19 protein-coding genes are annotated in these 18,424 nt (G+C 37.1%); 6 read left to right on the top strand and 13 right to left on the bottom strand.

The genetic code is table 11. The annotated features are described in order from the left end of the window. The first annotated feature begins 473 nt into the window (after positions 1–473). Positions 474–1,442 (top strand): COX15/CtaA family protein, encoded by a 969-nt coding sequence (locus tag F7731_RS07110; protein ID WP_151534067.1) that lies wholly within the window; start codon positions 474–476, stop codon positions 1,440–1,442. A 48-nt stretch (positions 1,443–1,490) separates the two neighbouring features. Here the strand turns inward: F7731_RS07110 and pyc are convergent, their stop codons facing one another. The 4 genes from pyc to glsA all read right to left on the bottom strand — a co-directional run bounded on the left by pyc (position 1,491) and on the right by glsA (position 7,915). After that, on the bottom strand, positions 1,491–4,931 hold the full coding sequence (gene pyc, locus F7731_RS07105) for a pyruvate carboxylase (protein ID WP_151534066.1): 3,441 nt from the start codon (positions 4,929–4,931) through the stop codon (positions 1,491–1,493). 111 nt (positions 4,932–5,042) lie between these two features. Further along, complete coding sequence (locus F7731_RS07100) at positions 5,043–6,245, bottom strand: FtsW/RodA/SpoVE family cell cycle protein (protein ID WP_151534065.1); 1,203 nt, start codon at positions 6,243–6,245, stop codon at positions 5,043–5,045. Between the two features lie 370 nt (positions 6,246–6,615). Then, on the bottom strand, positions 6,616–6,897 hold the full coding sequence (locus F7731_RS07095) for an Fpa/YlaN family protein (RefSeq protein ID WP_151534064.1): 282 nt from the start codon (positions 6,895–6,897) through the stop codon (positions 6,616–6,618). A 91-nt stretch (positions 6,898–6,988) separates the two neighbouring features. Next, a complete protein-coding gene (gene glsA, locus F7731_RS07090) occupies positions 6,989–7,915 on the bottom strand; it encodes a glutaminase A (RefSeq protein ID WP_151534063.1) in 927 nt (308 codons plus the stop codon). A gap of 145 nt (positions 7,916–8,060) precedes the next feature. Between glsA and F7731_RS07085 the strand changes: the two genes are divergently transcribed. Beyond that, positions 8,061–8,561, top strand: a complete 501-nt coding sequence (locus tag F7731_RS07085; protein ID WP_151534062.1) for a peptidyl-prolyl cis-trans isomerase — start codon at positions 8,061–8,063, stop codon at positions 8,559–8,561. A 39-nt stretch (positions 8,562–8,600) separates the two neighbouring features. Here F7731_RS07085 and F7731_RS07080 read toward each other — a convergent pair whose 3' ends face one another. Beyond that, positions 8,601–9,929: a PhoH family protein gene (locus tag F7731_RS07080; protein ID WP_151534061.1), complete on the bottom strand. Its 1,329-nt coding sequence runs from the start codon at positions 9,927–9,929 to the stop codon at positions 8,601–8,603. Between the two features lie 251 nt (positions 9,930–10,180). On the opposite strand from F7731_RS07080, the gene F7731_RS07075 reads away from it, so the two are divergent. Beyond that, a complete protein-coding gene (locus F7731_RS07075; RefSeq protein WP_425481991.1) occupies positions 10,181–10,735 on the top strand; it encodes a YhcN/YlaJ family sporulation lipoprotein in 555 nt (184 codons plus the stop codon). A 26-nt stretch (positions 10,736–10,761) separates the two neighbouring features. Here F7731_RS07075 and F7731_RS07070 read toward each other — a convergent pair whose 3' ends face one another. Next, positions 10,762–11,217 (bottom strand): pyridoxamine 5'-phosphate oxidase family protein, encoded by a 456-nt coding sequence (locus tag F7731_RS07070; RefSeq protein WP_151534059.1) that lies wholly within the window; start codon positions 11,215–11,217, stop codon positions 10,762–10,764. Between the two features lie 159 nt (positions 11,218–11,376). On the opposite strand from F7731_RS07070, the gene F7731_RS07065 reads away from it, so the two are divergent. Beyond that, complete coding sequence (locus F7731_RS07065) at positions 11,377–11,577, top strand: YlaI family protein (RefSeq protein ID WP_151534058.1); 201 nt, start codon at positions 11,377–11,379, stop codon at positions 11,575–11,577. A 34-nt stretch (positions 11,578–11,611) separates the two neighbouring features. Here the strand turns inward: F7731_RS07065 and F7731_RS07060 are convergent, their stop codons facing one another. From F7731_RS07060 to typA, 3 genes are read right to left on the bottom strand one after another with little or no spacing between them, the layout of a single operon-like run. Then, positions 11,612–11,902: a hypothetical protein gene (locus F7731_RS07060; protein ID WP_151534057.1), complete on the bottom strand. Its 291-nt coding sequence runs from the start codon at positions 11,900–11,902 to the stop codon at positions 11,612–11,614. Positions 11,903–11,917: 15 nt separating this feature from the next. Further along, positions 11,918–12,235, bottom strand: coding sequence for a YlaH-like family protein (locus tag F7731_RS07055; protein WP_151534056.1), 318 nt, complete (start codon positions 12,233–12,235; stop codon positions 11,918–11,920). 36 nt (positions 12,236–12,271) lie between these two features. Further along, positions 12,272–14,110, bottom strand: a complete 1,839-nt coding sequence (gene typA, locus F7731_RS07050) for a translational GTPase TypA (protein WP_151534055.1) — start codon at positions 14,108–14,110, stop codon at positions 12,272–12,274. A 183-nt stretch (positions 14,111–14,293) separates the two neighbouring features. On the opposite strand from typA, the gene F7731_RS07045 reads away from it, so the two are divergent. Beyond that, positions 14,294–14,479, top strand: a complete 186-nt coding sequence (locus F7731_RS07045) for a YlaF family protein (protein WP_151534054.1) — start codon at positions 14,294–14,296, stop codon at positions 14,477–14,479. 41 nt (positions 14,480–14,520) lie between these two features. Here F7731_RS07045 and F7731_RS07040 read toward each other — a convergent pair whose 3' ends face one another. Together F7731_RS07040 and F7731_RS07035 are read right to left on the bottom strand one after the other, a co-directional pair. Then, positions 14,521–15,318: an inositol monophosphatase family protein gene (locus F7731_RS07040; protein ID WP_281352234.1), complete on the bottom strand. Its 798-nt coding sequence runs from the start codon at positions 15,316–15,318 to the stop codon at positions 14,521–14,523. A gap of 421 nt (positions 15,319–15,739) precedes the next feature. Next, positions 15,740–15,934: a hypothetical protein gene (locus F7731_RS07035; protein WP_151534053.1), complete on the bottom strand. Its 195-nt coding sequence runs from the start codon at positions 15,932–15,934 to the stop codon at positions 15,740–15,742. Between the two features lie 192 nt (positions 15,935–16,126). Between F7731_RS07035 and F7731_RS07030 the strand changes: the two genes are divergently transcribed. Continuing rightward, positions 16,127–16,747, top strand: coding sequence for a YktB family protein (locus tag F7731_RS07030; RefSeq protein ID WP_151534052.1), 621 nt, complete (start codon positions 16,127–16,129; stop codon positions 16,745–16,747). Positions 16,748–16,830: 83 nt separating this feature from the next. Here the strand turns inward: F7731_RS07030 and F7731_RS07025 are convergent, their stop codons facing one another. Together F7731_RS07025 and F7731_RS07020 are read right to left on the bottom strand one after the other, a co-directional pair. Then, a complete protein-coding gene (locus F7731_RS07025; RefSeq protein WP_151534051.1) occupies positions 16,831–17,106 on the bottom strand; it encodes a UPF0223 family protein in 276 nt (91 codons plus the stop codon). Positions 17,107–17,135: 29 nt separating this feature from the next. Beyond that, entirely contained in the window at positions 17,136–18,095 is a 960-nt protein-coding gene (locus tag F7731_RS07020) for an NAD(P)H-dependent flavin oxidoreductase (RefSeq protein WP_151534050.1), read from the bottom strand. Positions 18,096–18,424 lie beyond the last annotated feature (329 nt).

Here is an 18,424-nt window from a genome sequence, read left to right as displayed (position 1 = left end):
GAAGTTCAATAGTTTTCTACTATTATAATTGTAATAATACTGTTAACCATTTACCATGGAAAAGTCATCCTTCACTGTCTATTAAATCACACTTTTTAGTTTTTTTGTGAACTTTTTTCGAATAAAATATGAATAATTTGTGTCGGCGTATTATTTTTGTTAAAGAATTGTTGTTTTTCTGCCATAATATAAGGGATGACTTCTATAATTTAACCAAAATATTTAATTAGGATTTTTACACTGTTTTGTCCATTTTTAATAGAAAGACATGAAAACTACATATTATTATCAATGATAAGACCGTAATACTGGATTAATAATTGTAAAACTAGCTTTTATAAGGTACTATCGAGAAGGCAGTCATTGGAATTACTTTTGTAAAATGGAATTTTTATCTATTTCAGACACATCAATTTTAAATAGTTAATCTGAAAATTTCAATCATTGATTTATTAAGAAAAGGGTGACGCAATTTGCAACGATCATTAAAATGGTTTGCCGTTTTTACAACCATTGGAATGCTGCTTGTTTTATTAGGGGGAGCTCTTGTCACAAAAACAGATTCCGGTATGGGATGTGGCAGGTCTTGGCCACTTTGTCATGGTGAGCTTTTGCCAAAAAATATTACACCTGAATTAATTATTGAACTTGCCCATCGGGTCGTTTCGGGTGGAGTAGGAATTATGGTGCTTATTCTATCGATATGGACTTGGCGTTCTATCGGACATATAAGAGAAACTAAGTTTTTATCGCTTACTTCCTTCTTATTTCTTGTCCTTCAAGGCTTAATTGGTGCGGCTGCAGTAAAATGGGGACAATCTGACTTTGTTCTTGCTTTACATTTTGGAATTTCTTTAATTTCTTTTGCTACAGTTCTGCTTCTTACGCTTTTAGTTTTTGAAGTTGATAAGAAATTTGAAGCTGAAAGAATTGTTCTTGATGATAGAATGAAGAAGCATATTATCGGCGTTTCAATTTACAGCTATTTAGTTGTTTATACTGGTGCACTAGTAAGACATGTCAATGCAAGTTTAGTTTGCAGGGATTGGCCGCTTTGTATTAACAATAATTTCGCGTTGCCAACGAATATGTATGAATGGGTGCAAATGGGCCATCGAGCTGCAGCTGGCATTATTTTCTTGTGGATTGCTTATATTACTTTCATTGCTATTAAACATTACAAATATCAAAAAGTTATTTACTGGGGATGGATTATTTCTTTTGTTCTTGTTGCTTTACAAGTAATCGCAGGTGCTTTAGTTGTAATATCAAAATTAAATTTATATATCGCCCTTGCTCACGCCTTCTTTATTTCTTGCCTATTTGGAGTATTAAGTTATTTCATACTTTTATCTTCCAGAAGCAAGAAAAATGCACTTGCATTAGAGGGATCAAAGGAAGAAAAGCAATTGACTTCCCCACCGCCGGTAACCGTACAATAATCAAAAAAAGAGCCGCAGTTCGAATCTGCAGCTCTTTTTTCTTGTCTATTATTTTGTAATTTCAATTAGTAAATCACCAGTTTGGATGGCATCGCCATTTGCAACATAAATGTCTTCAATCGTACCGGCAAAAGGAGCTTGGACTGTTGTTTCCATTTTCATTGCTTCAGTAATCATTAAATGATCACCTTTCACTACCTTTTCTCCCTTTTTAACTAAAACCTTGATAACTGTTCCAGGCATAGAAGCACCGATATGACTTTCATTATGCGGATCAGCCATTATTTTAGACACAACTGTCGCTTTAATACTTTCATCTTTAATAATGACTTCACGTGGTTGACCATTTAACTCAAAATAAACGACTCGATTGCCATCTTCTTGCGGCTGGCCAATCGAAACGAGCTTCACAATTAATGTTTTACCAGTCTCAATTTCAATTTCAATTTCTTCGCCTAGACGCATTCCAAACAGGAAGGTAGGAGTGTTAAGAACTGACACATCTCCAAAGCTTTCTACGGTTTTAATATAGTCCATAAATACTTTTGGATAAAGGGCATATGCAAGTTTATCAAAGCTAGTTACTTGTCTTCCAAGCTCTTTAAATAGCTTTTCACTCATTGCATCAAAATCAACATCTTCCAATAGTTCTCCTGGGCGTACAGTAATTGGCTCTCTATTCTTTAGGATTACATTTTGCAGCTCTTTTGGGAAGCCTCCATATGGCTGACCTAAATATCCCTCAAAAAGCTCAACAACAGAATCTGGGAAATCAAGAGTCATACCTTTAGCAATGACATCTTCCTCTGTTAATTGATTTTGAACCATGTATAATGCCATATCTCCAACAACTTTAGATGATGGGGTTACTTTCACAATATCACCAAACATTTGGTTTACTCGGGAATACATTTCCTTCACTTCATCCCATTTCTCACCTAACCCGACACCTTTAGCTTGTTGTTGCAGATTGCTATATTGTCCGCCAGGCATCTCATGCTGATATATTTCAGAATGAGGAGCATTCATGCCGCTTTCAAAATCATGATAATATTTTCTAACGTCTTCCCAATAATATGATAGCTGTTCTAAAGCTTGAATATCGATATTTGGTTTGCGATCTGTTCCTTCTAATGCATAATAGAGGGAGTTAGCGCTTGGCTGTGATGTTAACCCCGCCATTGAACTGACTGCCACATCAACAATATCCACTCCCGCTTCAATGGCCTTCGCATACGTAAAGATGCCATTTCCGCTCGTATCATGTGTATGAAGGTGAATTGGAATATTAACCGTTTCTTTTAGCTCCGAAATTAAGCGATAAGCAGCTTGTGGCTTTAACAATCCTGCCATATCTTTAAGTCCTAAAATATGTGCACCTTGATTTTCTAATTCCTTTGCCAATTCTTTATAATAGTTAATATTATATTTAGTTCTCGTTGGATCCATTATATCTCCGGTATAACAAATGGCCGCCTCAGCAATTTTCCCCGTTTGGCGTACAGCGTCAATGGCCACTTCCATCCCTTTAACCCAGTTTAGGCTATCAAAAATTCGGTAAACATCAATGCCTGCATGTGCAGATTTTTCTACGAATTCTCGAATAACATTATCAGGATAGTTCGCATAGCCAACTGCATTGGAACCCCTTAATAGCATTTGGAATAAAACATTCGGCATTTTCTCTCTAAGCGTAAGCAATCTTTCCCAAGGATCCTCTTTCAGGAAGCGATAGGCAACATCGAAGGTTGCTCCTCCCCACATTTCTGATGAAAACAAGCCAGGAAGCAGCTTTGCTGTTGGCTCAGCAATTTTCGTAATATCACTTGTTCTTACACGTGTAGCTAATAGTGATTGGTGAGCATCTCGGAATGTCGTATCAGTTAGAAGCACTTCTTTTTGATCCTTTATCCATTTAACAAGTCCTTCTGCACCATATTGATCTAAAATTTGTTTAGTTCCATTTTTGTATGGCATATCATTGCTTAATTGTGGAATTCTTGGCTCATCAAAAACAGGCTTCTTTACTTTTTCAATTCCTGGGAATCCATTGACTGTAACGTTAGCAATGTAAGAAAGCATTTTTGTTCCACGGTCTTTTCGTTTCGCGAATAAAAATAACTCAGGTGTTTTATCAATAAAGGAAGTATCGTATTCTCCTTTAATAAATTTCTCATGTTTAACGACATTTTCTAAAAACGGAATATTTGTTTTAATGCCGCGAATTCTAAATTCTTGAAGGTTCCGAACCATTTTTGCGGCAGCTTGTTCAAATGTCATCGCCTGTGTTGATAATTTTACGAGTAGCGAATCATAGTATGGTGTAATCACCGCGCCTTGGAAACCGTTTCCAGCATCAAGACGAACGCCAAACCCTCCACCTGAGCGATAAGCCATAATTTTGCCTGTGTCAGGCATGAAATTATTTAATGGATCCTCTGTTGTTACACGTGACTGAATGGCATATCCATTCACATGGATATTCTCTTGGGTTGGAACACCGACTGTATTACTATGAAGAGTATGCCCTTCTGCTACAAGAATTTGCGTATGGACAATATCAATTCCTGTAACCATTTCAGTGATCGTATGCTCTACTTGCACTCGTGGGTTAACTTCGATAAAGTAGAACTCTTCTCCTGAAACTAAAAATTCAACTGTTCCCGCATTAATGTAATTTACTTTTTTCATCAGTCTTACGGCCGCATTACAAATTTCATCTCTGAGTGCAGGTGATAAAGATACACAAGGAGCTACTTCTACTACCTTTTGGTGACGGCGTTGGACGGAGCAATCTCGTTCATAAAGATGTACAATATTCCCATGCTTATCACCAATAATTTGCACTTCAATATGCTTTGGATTTTCGATGAATTTCTCAACATAAACTTCATCATTGCCAAATGCGGCCTTTGCTTCTGATTTTGCCCGTTCATAAGATTCTTTAACTTCGTCAAGGCTATTGACAATCCTCATACCTCTTCCGCCGCCGCCAAGAGAAGCTTTAATAATAATCGGGAACCCATAATTTTTACCAAAGCTAATGACTTCTTCCAAGCCATTTATAGGCCCATCACTCCCAGGAATAATAGGAATATCAGCTAGCTGTGCCTGTGTTCTTGCTTTCACCTTGTCCCCAAACATATCTAAGTGAGTAGATTTCGGGCCAATAAAGATGATCCCCTCTTCTTCACAGCGTTTAGCAAAGTGAATATTCTCTGATAAAAAGCCATATCCGGGATGAATGGCATCTACATCGCTGTTTTTAGCAATTTCAATAATGCCATCGATATCTAAGTAGGCATCAATAGGCTTTTTTCCTTCTCCTACTAAATATGCCTCATCAGCTTTATAACGGTGAAAGGATCCTGAATCCTCTTTTGAATAAATGGCTACTGTACGAATGTTTAATTCAGTACATGCTCTAAATACTCTAATGGCAATCTCGCCTCTGTTTGCTACTAACACTTTCTCGATGCGTTGGTTCAACAAAAACACCTCATCTTCACTTTATTGATTTTTCTGGAAATTACCAATCTGCAATGGCTAATGTTAGCCGATTGCAATTGAATATATTGTAAGTGCAGAAATGACTGACACTTATTTACGGAAGTTAAGAACTCGATTTGTATCATTATGAATAGGCTCCTGCTTTACCTTATTAGAGGTACCTTTATATTTCTTTTCATACGTGACGAACATTGACACATTAACAAGAATTCCCATTGCAAGGGAAAGCTGCAGGAGTGATGATCCCCCATAGCTAATAAAAGGCAACGGTACTCCAGTTAATGGTATAACCCCAGAAATTCCCGCTAGATTAATAAAGGATTGAATGCCTATCATACTAGAAATCCCTATCGCTAGTAAACTGCCAAAAGGATCTTTACATTTTAATCCAATGTATAATCCCCGCAGAACGATATAACCGAGAAGCAGTAAGACGAAACATACACCAAAAGCACCTAATTCTTCGGCAATTACAGCCATAATGAAATCAGTATGTGCCTCAGGTAAGTATCCTAGCTTTTGAATGCTATGACCTAAACCTAACCCTTTAAGCCCGCCTGCTCCTAATGCCAAATATGAATTAACTAAATGGTAGCCAAATTCGGTTTCAAATGGATCTTGAAATGCCACAAGCCGCCCAATACGAACATTCGTGAATATTTTATCTTTCATAATAAGTGCTATGGGCAAAACAATCAATACTCCAGTAAAACCTAACTTAAAAATATTTTTATAACTCATGCCAGAAGCGAAAATAATCATCACTGCAATGACAAAAATAATCCCTGCTGTTCCAAAGTCAGGCTGGATTGCTACAAACAAGCAAGCAAGAAATAAATAAACGAGCGGTGGAACGACCCCTTTGTTGAATTCATTAATATACGATTGTTTCTTTGCATAAACAGCTGACAAATAAATAATTACAGTCAGCTTGACGAATTCAGATGGCTGAAGGTTTCGAGCCCCCAATTTAAACCAGCTTTGCGCATTTCCCGCAGCATGTCCAAAAATAAATAAAGCAAACAAGCCGATTAATGAAAGAAATACCATTGGCACAAGAATTTTATTGCTTAGCATCGCTTTATATGGGAATAATGCCATAATAACAAAGGCTATTCCAGCAATTATTAAATTAAGCTTTTGCTTATCATAAAAATGATCGCTTTCATACCCATAGCGCTGTACAGCCCAAACCATGCTTGCACTGTAAACCATAATTAAGCCAAAAATAGATAAAAGTACTACAGCAATAATTAAAGAATAATCATATGATTTTAAGATTTTTTTGAACATCCATCCTCTTCCCTTATCTTCAATGTAAAGTTTTTTATTCGACTAAAGCGTTAAAATACCTGCATGGAAGAAAAGTTGTTTTAAATGTAACACACTATTTATGAAAAATCTATAATTATGTTATACTATTTAATAAATTTATTAAACAACTTCTATTTTTCACATACATTTTTAGCCGCTTAATGTAATTATAAAAAAACTCAAACAATCAATAAAGATTGTTTGAGTTTTTTTATTTAATGATGTCTAGCTACACGTACAGGACGTACTAGTGTCGACAATGCAGAAGGACAATGAAAGCTTCTTAGAATAGTCACCGCAGGAACAATTTGTTCCGTAATTGTTCCGAAGGCGCTTACGCTTTTCAATTTTATTTTCTTACAGAAGCATCATGAAGAATTGAAAGTTCCTTTTCTAATTCTGCCAAGATTGCTTTTCCTTCCTTTTGTTCAATTAAGCCGAGACGAACGGCAAAATCTATTTCCCGAGACAACCCAAACATTTGCGTATCAAGTACCTCTTCGTATAAAGGGCATTGCGGCATAGTAAGATTGTCCATCTGGACTTTAATAAGTTTTAATATTTTAGCAGCATCAGCCTTTAATAAGGCATTAGCTCTTTCCTTGTGATCGATAATCATTTCTGAAGCCAACTTCAATCCCCCATTTCCGAGCGATCATCCTATCTATAAATTTTAAACTCAAGATAAGAAAAAAGCAAGAAATAATGAGGGTTGCATACGTTTAAAATATACTAAAATCAAATCGTTTTGCGAGTTCCTCTAGCAATTTAATACCGGCTATGCTGTTACCCTTCTCATCTAGAGACGGGCCAAATACACCAATTCCGTATTGATCTGGTACAACGGCAAGAATTCCGCCTGATACACCGCTCTTCGCCGGTATCCCTACTTTAATTGCAAATTCACCTGATGCGTTATACATTCCGCAAGTGACCATAAAGGTTTTGCAAATCCTTGCAATTTGTATTGGCAAAAGCCTCTCTCCAGTTTCAGGATCCATTCCATTTAATGCGAATACCGCCCCGATCCTTGCTAAATCAAAGCAATCCATTTCAATTGCGCATTGCTTCGTGTAAAGCATCATTAGTTCCTCTACATCACCAGTGATCACTTGATGCTGTTTCATAAAATAGCAGAGTGACCGATTTAGCCATGCTGTTTCAAGCTCTGAATTTGCAACTTCTATGTCATATGTAAGATTCTTTTTTGATAAACATTGCACGAAATTAAGGATTCTCGCCCATTTCTCATGCAAACTTTCTCCTTTAATCATATTTGTAACCGCAAGTGCTCCGGCATTAATCATTGGATTTAATGGTTTTGACGGGATAGACGTTTCAAGTTTGGAAATCGAATTAAATGGGTCCCCGGTTGGCTCCATACCTACTCTTTTAAATACGTAATCAATTCCACGATCTTGCAGGGCAAGTGCTAAAACGAGCACTTTTGAGATACTTTGCAAAGTGAATTTTTTTGTATAAGAACCTGCATAGAGACACTCATTATTGCTTTTGTAAATGGTAACAGCGAGGTCCTGCTTATTTGCTTTTGCTAGAGCTGGAATATAATCAGCCACTTTCCCCTCTTCTGCTAAAGAATGAACTTCATTTATAATAGACTGCAATTCATCACTGGTTTGACATGTCAAGAGAACTTCCCCCAAACATTTTCTTAATATTTTGGTTTAAAATTAGAATTTAATTCTAACATTTGGGTGTATGTATGACAATTCAATTAATAATCTGTATACTTACCTTTGAAGTGAAGTTTTTTGCCCTTTTGGAGGAATTCATATGGAAAATATTATTTTATTAAGTGGAAATGTAAAATATGCAATTACGCTCGATCCTGGAGTATGGATTTTTGATGACAGACGAGTCGATTTATTATCATATTTTGAATCAGAAAAAAATTCAAGTGATGGATTGGAGGAATATACGAGGTCAATTTCTAAGCATTGGGATAGAGAAATTATGGAGGGGGCTGTTTTTCCTCCAACATTAAAAACAGAAAAGAAATTCGAAAAAGAAAAAGTGCTGAATGGAACTTTCGGTATCCCCTTGGCGCCATTTATCAAAAATGCTGAGCCGAATGAGAACGCTACTACCCTTATTATATATTGCGAAGATGAGGGAGAAATCAGCTTGCCACTACGTGATGCTACAAAAATTATCCTTGGTTTCTCGATTAACGGAAAACCTTTAAAAGAAGATGGGCCTGTCCATGTATATTTTGGAGACGGAAGTAATAAGCATCAACCGATTAAAAAAGTAAAGGCATTTAAAATTCAGTAAGTCCCGGAAAGGGGCGAGCACTTTCGCCCCTTTTGCCCTCTAAAGAAGATCAGCCGCCAATTGAGCAAGTCCGGACCTTTCCCCTTTAATCAGCTTCACATGACCGGCAATCATTTGGTCTTTAAACCTCTCAACCACGTATGTCAATCCATTGTTATAAGCATCTAAATAAGGATGGTCTATTTGTTCAGGGTCTCCCATTAAGACAATTTTGCTTCCTTCCCCTACACGTGTAAGAATTGTTTTGACCTCATGTTTTGTTAAGTTTTGTGCTTCGTCAATAATGATATATTGATCTGGAATACTTCTGCCTCGAATATAAGTTAATGCTTCCACTTCAATCGAACCCATTCCTGCCAAAATAGCATCCAATTCTCCAGGCTTTTTTACGTTAAATAAATATTCTAAGTTGTCATAGATGGGCTGCATCCACGGTCTGAGCTTTTCCTCTTTTTCTCCAGGAAGAAATCCTATATCTTTTCCTACCGGTACAATCGGACGTGCTACAAGAAGTTTTTTGTATGCTCCATGATCTTCTGTCTGTAATAGACCCGATGCCAAAGCAAGAAGCGTTTTTCCTGTTCCTGCCTTTCCTGTTAACGTGACAAGCGGAAGGTCCTTTCTTAATAAAAGCTCGAAAGCGGCTGTTTGCTGTACATTTCTCGGTTTGATCCCCCATATATGGTCGTAATCAAATATGAGCTTCTTTAATTTTTTCCGGGATTTATCTACAATTCCAATCGCTGAAGCTGAAGATCCTAAGGCATCCTTCATAACAAGAAATTGATTTGGAAACAATGGAAAGGTAACGATTTCCGAAGCCTGGATTTCACCCTTTTCATAATAACGATCGATCGTTTCCTTCGCCGTATACACTTCTAAAAATCCTGTGTAAACATGATCATTCTCAATCACTCGATCACTTAGATAATCTTCACTTAATAGTCCGATTGCATCAGCCTTAACCCTTACGAGTGCATCTTTACTAACTAAAATGACTGTTTTTCCATCTTCTTTCGTTTCTTCTTCTAAAGAAAGATTTTTTGCTACTGCCAATATTCGATTATCGTTCGTTTTTTCAATAAAAATATCCTGTAGTTGCTGAAATGAGCGATGGTTTAATTCAATTCGCAAGCTTCCGCCATTTTCAAGAGGAATTCGTTCATGAAGTTTTCCATTACCTCTAAAGCTGTCAATCAGTCTTGATACATGTCTTGCATTCCTGCCGATTTCATCCATATATCTTTTCTTTGAATCCACTTCCTCTAGCACAACGGCTGGAATAACTACTTCATTTTCTTCAAAAGAAAAAATCGAATGAGGGTCTTGTAACAAGACGTTTGTATCTAACACATATATTTTACTCAATCTTATGCCTCCTGCTCCTCTTAAGTATCAAAACAGTGGAACGAATGGAACTTTGCTTAAATATATGTTTTTCAGAATAAAGATAGACGAAAAATTGCACAATAATCGATAATGAATCCTTTAAAAAACCTGTGTTTCTCTGGAATTCATCACCCACATTCAGAAAATCAGCCTTTACATAGGAGATGATAACGTTGAAGAAATGGTGCCCATTTGTACTAGCAATAATTTTTATGACAGGTTGTACTGGAATGAACAATCAAAGTCAGGAAAAGCCTAGCCAAAAACAAAACTTAGTTAATGTAAAAAATAGTGCGATTCAGGAGGTGAATCGAACAACTGGGCAGCAAATTGCTGCACGCTTAGTCAATCTTGCAACGAGCATTCCTAATGTAAATGACGCAACAGCAGTCGTGTTAGGAAGATATGCCATTGTAGGTATCGATGTAAATGATAAATTAGAAAGATCAGAGGTTGGGGCAATTAAATATTCAGTCGCGGAAAGTTTGAAGCATGACCCTGATGGTGCAAGAGCAATTATTGTTGCTGATCCGGATATGAATGCACGCTTAAGAGAAATTGCGGGCGACATACGGGATGGTAAGCCAATTCGAGGCATAATGGATGAATTAGCAGATATAGCAGGCCGGCTCATGCCAGAAGTACCAGCCGACATTATTGAACCAACTCCTAGAAATGCGCCAGAAGTACCAAAAAAGAAGCTCAATCCATCTGAACAGCAAAAGCTCGAAAATCAACAGGAAGAGCAATCAAACCATTTAAAAGATAGAAATAAGTTTGATTAGCAATGAAAAAAGCTTAGTCGAGTGGACTAAGCTTTTTTCATTGCATCCATTACTTGTTTATCTAAGCGCGTAGCCGCATTTTTATCATACGTTTTATCATATTGTGGTTCAGCAACAATTTTTGAACCGTAAAACATCACATCTCGTACTTCGTTAATAACAACTTCTATTAGGGCAAGCTTTAGTGGAACACCCTCTAATTTTTCTTCCTTTACTGAGGCATTCCCACTTATGGAATATGTAGATTCATTGGCAATTAAATTAATAACAGCCTGTTTGTTATTATTAATGTTTTGAACAATTCTTGACCGATTATCAACGGCAAAATAAATAGTTTCGTCATTTTTAGCCAGCACCCATGAAATGGCACTAACATTCGGTCCACCTGTTTCATGATCAATCGTAGCCAATGTTACAAACCGTTCTTGCTGCAAAGCATCCATAAGTGGTTTAATTAGCTTAGGCTCTACTTGATTTGCCATAATTATCACTCCTTTATCCTTCATCATAGTATGCTTATCCTTAACTTTCAACTATTACAAATTAACCTTAATAAAAAGAAAGTCGAAAGGAAGCTACCTATCATATATAATTATATATAGTCATGAAAATAATCATGTTTTTTATATGAGGTGTCGAAAATGAAAGTAAAATGTGTTTTATGTGATAAAATTGAAGCGATTGAAGATCAATCATTTCAAGCAAAAAGGCTAAGAAACCGTCCGATTCATACTTATATGTGCAAAGAGTGTTCATCAAGAATTACAGAAAAAACCCAAAAGAGAATCGAGACAGGGAACTTTAAATTATATCAAAGTAAGGTAGAAGAAGATGAATGGTGAAAAGTAAAGAGGGAGACAATCGTCTCCCTCTTTTTTAGTCTTCTGGGTAATTCACATATTTTTCAGGCTCAGAATTTATTTGATTCAACATTACTTCAATAAGCTCTCTCGGAAAGCGGGATTTTTTTCTTTCACCGTTTTGATCATAATGAACGTAATACATTACGTCATCTTTCTCTATTTCAATATTTGAAAGCTCGTGTTCATCCCTCAGCATAGCAGCAAACATTTCTTCTGTTTCAACTGCTGCCGTATCATCCGGTCGCTCCAAACTGACAATTTTAATCGTTAGCCAATTATACAACGTATCCTGCAATGATTTCATTTTGTCATCCCCAACCTACATTTGTTTTCCTTCCTGCTTTTTGGACTGATGAAGCCGGATTTTATAAATAATTAATATTAACGCGGCGACAACTAGTCCTTCAGTAATCGGAAGGAACACGGCGAAAAAGGTTAACACTGTACATCCTAAAATAAGAAAGAGATAAATAATCATTGATTTTGCAATTGGCAACTTTTTAGCAAACCCAAGTTTAAACACGATAATGCAAAGCGCAATAATCGTCAAATATAAGAGCCACATGCCGAGATCAGAGTTTTCTTGTACTTTAAATAATGCAGCAAAAAAAGATAAGCGTTCATTTACATCAACCAATTCCCAACTACTCCCCCTTCCCTTCGAGGAAACCTCTTAGCTCATTTCCGCATATTTTTTCTTCTTCGCCATTCTTTCACGTTCGTTTTTATCAAGAATCTTTTTACGGAGACGGATCGACTCAGGTGTCACTTCGCAATATTCATCTTCATTTAAATATTCTAATGCTTCTTCAAGTGTCATAATACGCGGCTTTTTCATCGTCGTCGTTTGATCTTTCGTTGCTGAACGAACATTAGTTGCTTGTTTAACTTTCGTAATATTTACAGTAAGATCATTTTCACGATTATGCTCCCCAACGATCATACCTTCGTAAATTTCAATTCCTGGTTCAACAAAAATCGTTCCTCGGTCTTCTACTTGCATAATACCATAAGTAGACGTCTTTCCGCTCTCCATTGAGACAAGAACACCTTGACGTCTTCCGCCAACCTGACCTTGTGCCATTGGCTGATAGCTATCGAAAGTATGATTGATAATCCCATAACCGCGTGTCATCGTAAGAAACTCTGTTGAGTAACCGATAAGACCACGGGCTGGCACATTAAAAATTAACCGTACTTGCCCACTACCATTATTAATCATATCAAGCATTTCGCCTTTTCTTGCACCAATTGACTCCATAATGGCTCCTGTATGTTCTTCAGGCACATCAATTTGTACCCGTTCAACTGGCTCACAACGAACACCATCAATTTCTCTTACAATAACTTCTGGCTTTGAAACCTGCAGTTCATAACCTTCACGACGCATATTCTCAATGAGAATAGATAAATGCAGTTCCCCACGTCCGGATACGATCCATGCATCAGGAGAGTCTGTATTATCAACACGAAGACTTACATCTGTTTGCAACTGTGCACGCAATCTTTCCTCTACTTTTCTTGCAGTGAGATATTTTCCTTCTCTCCCTGCAAATGGGCTATTATTAACAAGGAAAGTCATTTGTAAAGTTGGCTCATCAATATGAAGAACAGGTAATGCCTCTTGATGCTCAATAGGGCATACTGTCTCACCAACGTTAATATCTTCCATTCCCGATAACGCAATTAAATCTCCTGCAAAAGCTTCTTCAATTTCCTGACGCTTTAAGCCAAAGAACCCAAATATTTTCGTTACACGAAATTGTTTCACGGAGCCATCTAATTTCATTAAAGCCACTTGCTGGCCAACTTTAATCGTTCCTCGGAAAACACGTCCAATACCAATTCTACCGACATAATCATTATAATCAAGTAATGATACTTGGAATTGTAAAGCTTCATCGCGATTATCTACTGGCGCTGGAATATGATTGACGATTGCATCATAAAGTGCCTGCATATTCTCATCTTGTTTAGACGGATCTGTGCTCGCTGTACCATTAATGCCTGATGCATAGATGACTGGGAACTCTAGCTGTTCTTCATTCGCTTCAAGCTCAATAAATAAATCTAACACTTCATCAATAACTTCTTCAGGACGAGCAAAATCGCGGTCAATTTTATTAACCACCACAATTGGAGTTAAATTTTGTTCCAAAGCTTTCTTTAAAACGAAGCGTGTTTGTGGCATGCACCCTTCATAAGCATCCACAATAAGCAGAACGCCATCAACCATTTTCATGATTCGCTCTACTTCCCCACCAAAGTCTGCGTGCCCTGGAGTATCTAGGATGTTAATTCTTGTATCTTTATATTGAATAGCCGTATTTTTGGCTAAAATAGTAATTCCGCGCTCTCTTTCAATGTCATTTGAATCCATCGCACGTTCTTCAACATGTTCATTAGATCTGAAAGTTCCAGCCTGTTTTAAAAGCTGGTCAACCATAGTTGTTTTTCCATGGTCTACGTGTGCAATGATCGCAATATTACGTATGTCTTCTCTAAGTTTCAAGTAAGTTCCTCCTACCTGTATTTAACAGATTAATATCATCAATTTTTTTGTCCTTATCTACAACTGAAACATTATATCACAAATAAAGTGGAAACTTAAAACGTTTTTGTGTAAAATAAATATTAGAATAGAAAATATTTATTCAAAAATGGAATAGACACCCAAAATGGGAGGTTAGCTTTCATGAAACAAATTAAATGGCCGTTATTAGCTTTTGCCTTTGCCGCTGCACTATGCATGATGGGAATTGGAGTAGCTATAGCAGAAAGAAGTTTATTAGGGATATTGAGTGCAATTATTTTATTAGTTCTCGTAATGGGATTCGGATTTAAAACGAAAAAGAAAATGAGGGAAAATAATTTATTATAAGCAATAAAAATGACCGCCAGAATGATTGACGGTCATTTTTTTTACCATTTTCCATTTTTCAAATATTTTGCCAAGATTTCTTTGTGAAGCCCTGGCTTTGATATAAAGATCGTATTTTTCTCAAGGAGATTTAAAGGCTCTCCCCGCAAATTTGTCGCCACGCCTCCAAGCTCTTCCACGATGATTATTCCTGCAGCAATGTCCCATGGGGCTAATCTCAGCGTAATATATGCATCCAGTCTACCTGCAGCTATATAGGCCATTTCTAATGCTGCTGAACCGTAAGAACGCGTTCCTCTAGCATCGCTCACTAAAGGTGATAATATGGACGGATCAATGCGTTTATTTTTCGTTACCCATGTTGCATTCATTCCGATTATCGCTTCCGATACAGCTACTTCTGCAAGTGGAAGGAGCTGTAGATCATTTAAATATACACCGTTTCCCTTTAACGAATGATATAGCTCATTATGCACGACATCATAAATGAGTCCAATTTTTCCAATTCCATCTTCGTATATTCCAATGGAAATGGCGAAATTTCTTTGCTGATGAATAAAGTTCGTCGTCCCATCAATTGGATCAATGATCCAAACAATACCATTCATATTATCTACATCGTCGCCAAATCCTTCTTCGCCAAGAATTTTGTGATGTGGGTATTTTGCTTTAATTTTTTTAATAAAAAATTGCTCCGTTCCTTTATCAATATCTGTGACTAAATCATTGGCATTTGTTTTTGTTTGGATGACTAGTGTTTTGTTGAAGCTCCTTTTAATATTTTCGCCCGCTTCTTTTATCCATGCCTTCGCCTGTTCATTTAATTCTGTCCAATTCATTATTTGAACCCTCCGCATGATCCCGGCTTTTTCAACTTTTACGCCAACAGGAATATTTTAATAATAGCTTAATGGAAAAAGAATGGCACTTCAAGCTTTAGCCTTTCACAACAGAGAGAAACCTATTTATTTTAATAAATAATGCTCTGCGTTACTGTTAAATTCCGCTACAGGCACTCGATTTCCGCGGGCGGTCCGGAAGCCCCCTCGACGAAGATCGCTCCTGCGAGGTCTCCCGTTGACTTGCTCTCCTGTAGAAGTCTCGTGCCTTCCGCTCCAATCAAAATTTCAACATTTTCTGTTAACATACAAAAAAACAAAACGAACTCCCTATATTTTTTGATGGAGTTCGTTCTTATTGGCTCAGTCTTATTTCAATATACATTTTCTAATTTCTTTCTCCTTTAACTCGTCAGTCAATTTATAGTGCTTTCAGTCGCAGAAGTTCTTGCCTTATTTTTTCTAATCTTTGTTTGCTTTTTAATTTTAAGTCCTCATTATTTTCATTCATAGCATCAAATAAAGTCGCAAGTTCATAATCTAACTCCAACCTCAGCACGGCCGTTCTTTCCTTTTCAACTACTTGATTTTTAACTGTATTAACCAGTTTTTTCATCAAAAATCACCCCTTTCAAATTTTCCGTTTAACTATTCTGATTATTTTTATTAATATAATATGAGGATTTTGAGTTAGATGCAACAAATTTGTGTGTATACCTAATTGATATATTTCTAATCCGGAGCTTGACAGTTCAGGTTTAGTTTCCCGTATGCTAAAATATTTGAAAAGCTTTGTAGGAGGAAACTAATGTCATTTTCAGGTTTTACACATACAGATTTTGATGTCTTTAAAATTGAAGGGCTCGAAAGTCGGATGGATGCCTTAATTACTCATATTCGTCCAAAACTAGAGGACTTAGGAAAACACTTTGCCCCGATGCTAACTGTTGAGACAGGGGATGAAATCTATCCACATGTAGCTAAACATGCCCGGCGTACAGTAAACCCTCCAAAAGATACTTGGGTAGCATTTGCAAGTAATTCTAGAGGTTATAAGATGCTTCCTCATTTTCAAATAGGACTTTGGGACACACATGTATTTATTTGGTTTGCCCTCATATATGAAGCTCCTAATAAAGAGGATTTTGGCAAGAAATTAGAAAAAAACTTAGGTTATATTTATAAGCAAATTCCAACAAACTTTGTTTGGTCTGGTGATCATATGAAGCCATCTGCAAAAGCACACGGTGAAATGACGGAAGAAGAATTGCAATCGTTGTTTATTCGGCTGCAGCAGGTAAAGAAGGCGGAGATTTTATGCGGATTACATATTCCTAGAAATGAAGCTATTGAAATGACTTCTGAAAGCTTTCTCGAAAAAGCAGAATCTGTTTTTAAAACATTATTACCCCTTTATAAATTATATTAAACGAGAATAGCAGCCCATTTTAGCTAGACCATACAGATCAGCAAATAGTTCTGTATGGTCTAAAACTTCTTGCCTAAAATAGATTATTTCCGCATCTTTACGACTAAACCTGTTTCTAATTCCTTTACCATTTTTAACGTCCGATAGGCTGAAAAGCCGCTCACTTCTTCAAATTCATTACAAATATTTCGCTCTTGAGCTTTCCCTGGCACGATTTCCTTAAATCTTCTATAAGCATTCAAAAATTGCTCACGATTGACTCCTTTGCCATATGCCTCTTCTACTTGCTGAAAGTAATGAATCACATCTATGATTTCTTCTGTTGACCAATCTGGGTCAATTGGATACTGGTATTCCATTTCTGTCACCTCATCATGCTGTCATTTAATTATATGGACCATTTTTTGCGAATGGCTTCGCTTTCCGAAATTATCCTATCAAATAATTCTTGAACGGTCGGAACATCTTTTATGAGTCCCATAACTTGACCCGCCCAAGCAAATCCCTCTTCCTCTCTCCCTTCGTTAGCAAATCTTTTGTTAGCCTGCCCGCTTATTAAGTCCTTTAGTTGCTCATAGCCTCCATGGTTCTTTTCAATTTCTAAAATTTTATCTGTCCATGAATTCGCTATGACCCTAGCAGGTGCTCCAATCGATTTTTTTATGATAACCGTATCTTTTTCACTTCCCTCTGTCAATCTCCTCTTATAAACTTCTGAGGCATGAACACACTCCTTTGTAGCGATAAATCTTGTCCCCATTTCAATTCCTTCCGCACCGAGACCTAGTGCTGCCATTAAGCCTCTGCCATCGCCTATTCCGCCAGATGCAATGACAGGTATTGAAACAGCATCAACAACTTGAGGTGTTAAAACAAAGGTTCCTACATCGTCTTTTCCTAGATGTCCACCGCCTTCCTGCCCAACGACCATGACTGCATCTGCACCTAACTCTTCTGCTTTCACAGCCTGTCTTTTTGCAGCTACAAGAACGAGCTTCTTCACATTGACACCCTTTAATTGTTCAAAAATCGGAGCAGGATTGCCGCCTGTCATCGTAATAACAGGAACCTCCTCTTCAATTGCGATATCTAAATAGTGAGAGAACAGTCTTCCGTGCTGACCAATGGCAAAATTCACGCCGAATGGACGACTTGTCAATTTCTTTACCTTACGAATTTCTTTCTTTAACGCATCCGGACTTTCTAATGACATCGCTGTTACTTGTCCTAACCCCCCTGCATTTGATACTGCTGCAGCTAAATCTGAATATGCCAGGTGAGCTAATCCTCCTTGAATAATTGGGTATTTAATATTTAATAATTCTGTCACTCTCGTATTCCAATTCAAATCATTTTCCTCCCTCACAATGCCATCACTATCTTTACTTCTATTTTGCTGTCATATTTTCCTGTATACATCTCAAACTAAATAAACATGAGAATTTAATCTAAAAAATATTTGCCGAATTGCCTAGAAATTTTCTATGCAAAGAAAACGAATAGTGCTATAATTCAAATGTTTTATGACTTTTTTATATTATTGGCTATGTTAAACGTAGCTGTTGATTTCCGCTGCAGGCGCTCGCTTTCCGCGGGCGGGCGGGGAGCCTCATCTAGACACGCTTTTCCCGCAGGAGGCTCGCGCCTTCCGCTACAATCAACAAGTACAAATATTAA

Origin of the sequence: Cytobacillus depressus, assembly GCF_008923245.1 — a bacterium.
Lineage (GTDB): Bacteria > Bacillota > Bacilli > Bacillales > Cytobacillaceae > Cytobacillus > Cytobacillus depressus.
Note: the sequence above shows the minus strand (reverse complement) of the source record. Positions and strands in the feature narration are given on the sequence as shown.

Excerpts from the sequence above, each read along its gene's own strand:
- F7731_RS07100 (WP_151534065.1), bottom strand. The coding sequence starts at position 6,245 with ATGTTCAAAAAAATCTTAAAATCATATGATTATTCTTTAATTATTGCT.
- F7731_RS07085 (WP_151534062.1), top strand. The coding sequence starts at position 8,061 with ATGGAAAATATTATTTTATTAAGTGGAAATGTAAAATATGCAATTACG.
- F7731_RS07075 (WP_425481991.1), top strand. The coding sequence starts at position 10,181 with ATGAACAATCAAAGTCAGGAAAAGCCTAGCCAAAAACAAAACTTAGTT.
- F7731_RS07070 (WP_151534059.1), bottom strand. The coding sequence starts at position 11,217 with ATGGCAAATCAAGTAGAGCCTAAGCTAATTAAACCACTTATGGATGCT.
- F7731_RS07065 (WP_151534058.1), top strand. The coding sequence starts at position 11,377 with ATGAAAGTAAAATGTGTTTTATGTGATAAAATTGAAGCGATTGAAGAT.
- F7731_RS07060 (WP_151534057.1), bottom strand. The coding sequence starts at position 11,902 with ATGAAATCATTGCAGGATACGTTGTATAATTGGCTAACGATTAAAATT.
- F7731_RS07045 (WP_151534054.1), top strand. The coding sequence starts at position 14,294 with ATGAAACAAATTAAATGGCCGTTATTAGCTTTTGCCTTTGCCGCTGCA.
- F7731_RS07040 (WP_281352234.1), bottom strand. The coding sequence starts at position 15,318 with ATGAATTGGACAGAATTAAATGAACAGGCGAAGGCATGGATAAAAGAA.
- F7731_RS07035 (WP_151534053.1), bottom strand. The coding sequence starts at position 15,934 with ATGAAAAAACTGGTTAATACAGTTAAAAATCAAGTAGTTGAAAAGGAA.
- F7731_RS07030 (WP_151534052.1), top strand. The coding sequence starts at position 16,127 with ATGTCATTTTCAGGTTTTACACATACAGATTTTGATGTCTTTAAAATT.
- F7731_RS07025 (WP_151534051.1), bottom strand. The coding sequence starts at position 17,106 with ATGGAATACCAGTATCCAATTGACCCAGATTGGTCAACAGAAGAAATC.